Raw genomic sequence first — 3,143 nt, forward strand, 5'->3', positions numbered from 1 at the left:
ACCGGTTTCGGAAATCCGCAGGCACCGGCATGTAGGACAGATCGGGCTCGCCTCGAACGAAGAAATCCCAGTCGGCCTTCGGTGCGAAGACGGTGGCCCGCGGGAACGCCCGACCGCCGTCGGCCGCCCGAAGATTGCCGACGTGATCGGGATGGGTGTGCGAGACGACGACGGCGTCGATATCGCCCGGCGTCAGGCCGACGGCCGCGAGGTTTGCGAAGATGCGGCCGCCATTGGGACCCATCGTCCCGCCCGCGCCGGCTTCGAGCAGGATGCGTCGACCACCGGTCTCGATCAGGAGCGTGTTTAGGTTCAAGGTGAGATGGTCGGTCGGAAGGAAAGCGCGCCGCAGCACGGTCTGCAGATCCGCTTCCGGAGCGTCGCTGGCATAGATTCGCGGCGGCCCGCCGATGACGCCGTCGCTCAGCACCGTCGCGCGGATCTCGCCGACGCGAAACTGATAGAAGCCGGCATTGGCGGCAGGGCCCGTCGACGTCTGAGCGCCGGCGCGACCGGCGCCGGTTGGCCCCAGTATGAGGCCGGCGCTGCCGCTCGCTGCGGACAGCATGATCGTTCGGCGGTTGAGGGTCGGTCGGATCATCGTCATCCCATGTCTGTCGTGGTCACGTCCTGCTCGGCACAGCAGGTCTTGCTGGGTACAGGATGACAGCGCCGCGGCGGGCGCATAAGCTTCTCAGACGCGATCAGCTTGATAAGGTCTGCCTTGCAATGAGCCCGCTCCGACTCGACAGTCTGGAGGTCTTCGCCACGATCATCCGCTGCGGCGGATTTCGGGCCGCGGCGCGCGAGCGGCGGGTCTCCTCCTCGGCCCTGAGCCAGACGGTGACGACGCTGGAGGAGGCTCTGGGCATTCGGCTCCTGAACCGCACGACGCGCAGCGTCGCGCCGACCGAGGCGGGAGCCCGTCTCCTCGCGAGGCTCGCACCGGCCCTGGACGACATCCGGGAGGCGCTGGGAGACCTCGACCAGTTGCGCGACACACCCTCGGGCCTGATCCGCATCAACGCGCCGGCCCCGGCCGTGGAGCATGTTCTGTGCCCGCTCGTGTTCGATTTCATGAACCTTTATCCCGATGTGAAGGTCGAGATCGTCAGCGACGCCGCCCTCATCGACATCGTCGAGCGGGGCTTCGACGCGGGCGTGCGCTTCGGCCGGCAACTGGCGCAGGACATGATCGCAACGCCCTTAGGCCCGCCCCTGCGCTACGCCATCGTCTGCTCGCCGGCCTATCGTGATGCGCGCGGAACGCCGCTGAGCCCGCAGGACCTGATCGGCCATGATTGCATCCGCCGCCGCTTTCCCGGCGGTTCGTTGGCCACCTGGGAATTCGAGAAGGATGGGGAGGCCCTGTCGATCGCGCCCGAGGCGCGGCTGACGCTGGGCTCGGCCCATCAGGAGGTGCAGGCGGCTCTTGCCGGCCAGGGCATCGCCCATGTCTTCGATACCTATGCCAAGCCCTATCTCGACGACGGGCGGCTGATCGAACTGATGCCGGACTGGAGCCCAAGGCTTCCGAGCTGGTTTCTGTACTACCCCAACCGGCGGCACCCCAGCGCGGCCATGCGGGCGTTTCTCACCCACGTCAAAGCCCACGCCTGAACCGCCTCGCGGGCCACGGCCCTACCCCGACCGGTCGGCGAACGAAAAGAACTTGTGCCCGAGGAACGAGAACACCATCACGAATCCCGTAGTGACGAACTGCATCGGCAGATAGGGCAGGCCCAGCCGCGCCACGAACAGGTGCATCAGCGCCCAGGTCAGCCCGAAGCCGCCGACGGCGATCAGGCCGAAGCGCCAGGTCGCCTGGGCGTGGCTGCGGGTCGCCTCGAAGGTCATCCAGCGGTTCAGCGTGTAGGAGACCACGGCCCCGACGACGAAGCCCGCCAGTGTCGCCCGTACCGGATCGACCTGCGCGAGTTCGACCAGCCCGACGAGCACGCCGTAATGCGCCACCGCAGTGAGCCCGCCGGCAAGCACATAGGCCAGGAGCTGGCGGGTCTGGTGGGGATAGCGGCGCAGCGGCATGGCGCCTCCTTACAGGCTTTGCCCCAACGAAGCCTGAACGGCGTCCGCGCCGCAGCCGGCTGTGTGCTCGCGCGCTTTCCGCTTCCCTGCGCCGCTCCTCCCCTCTATAGCGAGCGCCTAGCATTCATCTCAGGCGCTCGCACCGGCCCGCTCGCATGATCGGACGGCAGCGAGTGCGCGCGCCTGCCTCAAGACGAAGTCGAGCCCCATGCCCAAGCGCACAGACATCAAGACCATCCTGATCATCGGCGCCGGCCCCATCATCATCGGCCAGGCCTGCGAGTTCGACTATTCCGGCACCCAGGCCGTGAAGACGCTGAAGGCCGAGGGCTACCGCATCGTGCTGGTCAATTCGAACCCGGCCACGATCATGACCGATCCCGAGCTGGCGGATGCGACCTATGTCGAGCCGATCACGCCCGAGATCGTCGCCAAGATCATCGAGAAGGAGCGCAACGTGCTCCCCGGCGGCTTCGCCCTGCTGCCGACCATGGGCGGGCAGACCGCGCTGAACTGCGCGCTCTCGCTTAACCAGAAGACGATTCCGCAGCCCGATGGCAGCAAGATCAGCGTGCTCGAGAAGTTTGACGTCGAGATGATCGGCGCCACCGCCGAGGCGATCGACAAGGCCGAGGACCGCGAGCTGTTCCGCGAGGCGATGACCAAGATCGGCCTCGATACCCCGCGCTCGCACCACGTCAAGAATCTCGGCCAGGCGCTGACCGCGCTCGAGGACATCGGCCTGCCGGCGATCATCCGCCCATCCTTCACCATGGGCGGCACCGGCGGCGGCATCGCCTACAACAAGGGCGAGTTCATCGAGATCTGCGAGCGCGGCTTCGACGCCTCCCCGACCAGCGAGATCCTCATCGAGGAGAGCGTGCTCGGCTGGAAGGAGTACGAGATGGAGGTCGTTCGCGACAAGAACGACAACTGCATCATCGTCTGCTCGATCGAGAACCTTGACCCGATGGGCGTCCACACCGGCGATTCGATCACGGTGGCGCCGATCATCTCGACGTCAAACTTCTCGAGCACGCTGATCTTGCTGCCATCGGGCTGCGGAATCGTCTTCTGGTTAAGCGAGAGCGCGCAGT

The 3,143-nt window shown here is 66.6% G+C and carries 4 protein-coding genes; 2 read left to right on the forward strand and 2 right to left on the reverse strand.

What is annotated here, in order from left to right; genetic code table 11:
* On the reverse strand, positions 1–568 hold a 568-nt coding region (locus tag Q8M82_RS16360; protein WP_371126382.1), incomplete at its 3' end, for an MBL fold metallo-hydrolase.
* A gap of 95 nt (positions 569–663) precedes the next feature.
* On the opposite strand from Q8M82_RS16360, the gene Q8M82_RS16365 reads away from it, so the two are divergent.
* Complete coding sequence (locus tag Q8M82_RS16365; protein WP_305692389.1) at positions 664–1,620, forward strand: LysR family transcriptional regulator; 957 nt, start codon at positions 664–666, stop codon at positions 1,618–1,620.
* A gap of 21 nt (positions 1,621–1,641) precedes the next feature.
* On the opposite strand, the gene Q8M82_RS16370 is transcribed toward Q8M82_RS16365, so the two are convergent.
* Positions 1,642–2,046 (reverse strand): GtrA family protein, encoded by a 405-nt coding sequence (locus Q8M82_RS16370; RefSeq protein ID WP_305692390.1) that lies wholly within the window; start codon positions 2,044–2,046, stop codon positions 1,642–1,644.
* 208 nt (positions 2,047–2,254) lie between these two features.
* Here Q8M82_RS16370 and Q8M82_RS16375 point away from each other — a divergent pair.
* On the forward strand, positions 2,255–3,143 hold an 889-nt coding region (locus tag Q8M82_RS16375), incomplete at its 3' end, for a carbamoyl phosphate synthase preATP-grasp domain-containing protein (protein WP_465248084.1).

The sequence above is a fragment of the Allobosea sp. genome (genome assembly GCF_030694325.1).
Taxonomy (GTDB): domain Bacteria; phylum Pseudomonadota; class Alphaproteobacteria; order Rhizobiales; family Beijerinckiaceae; genus Allobosea.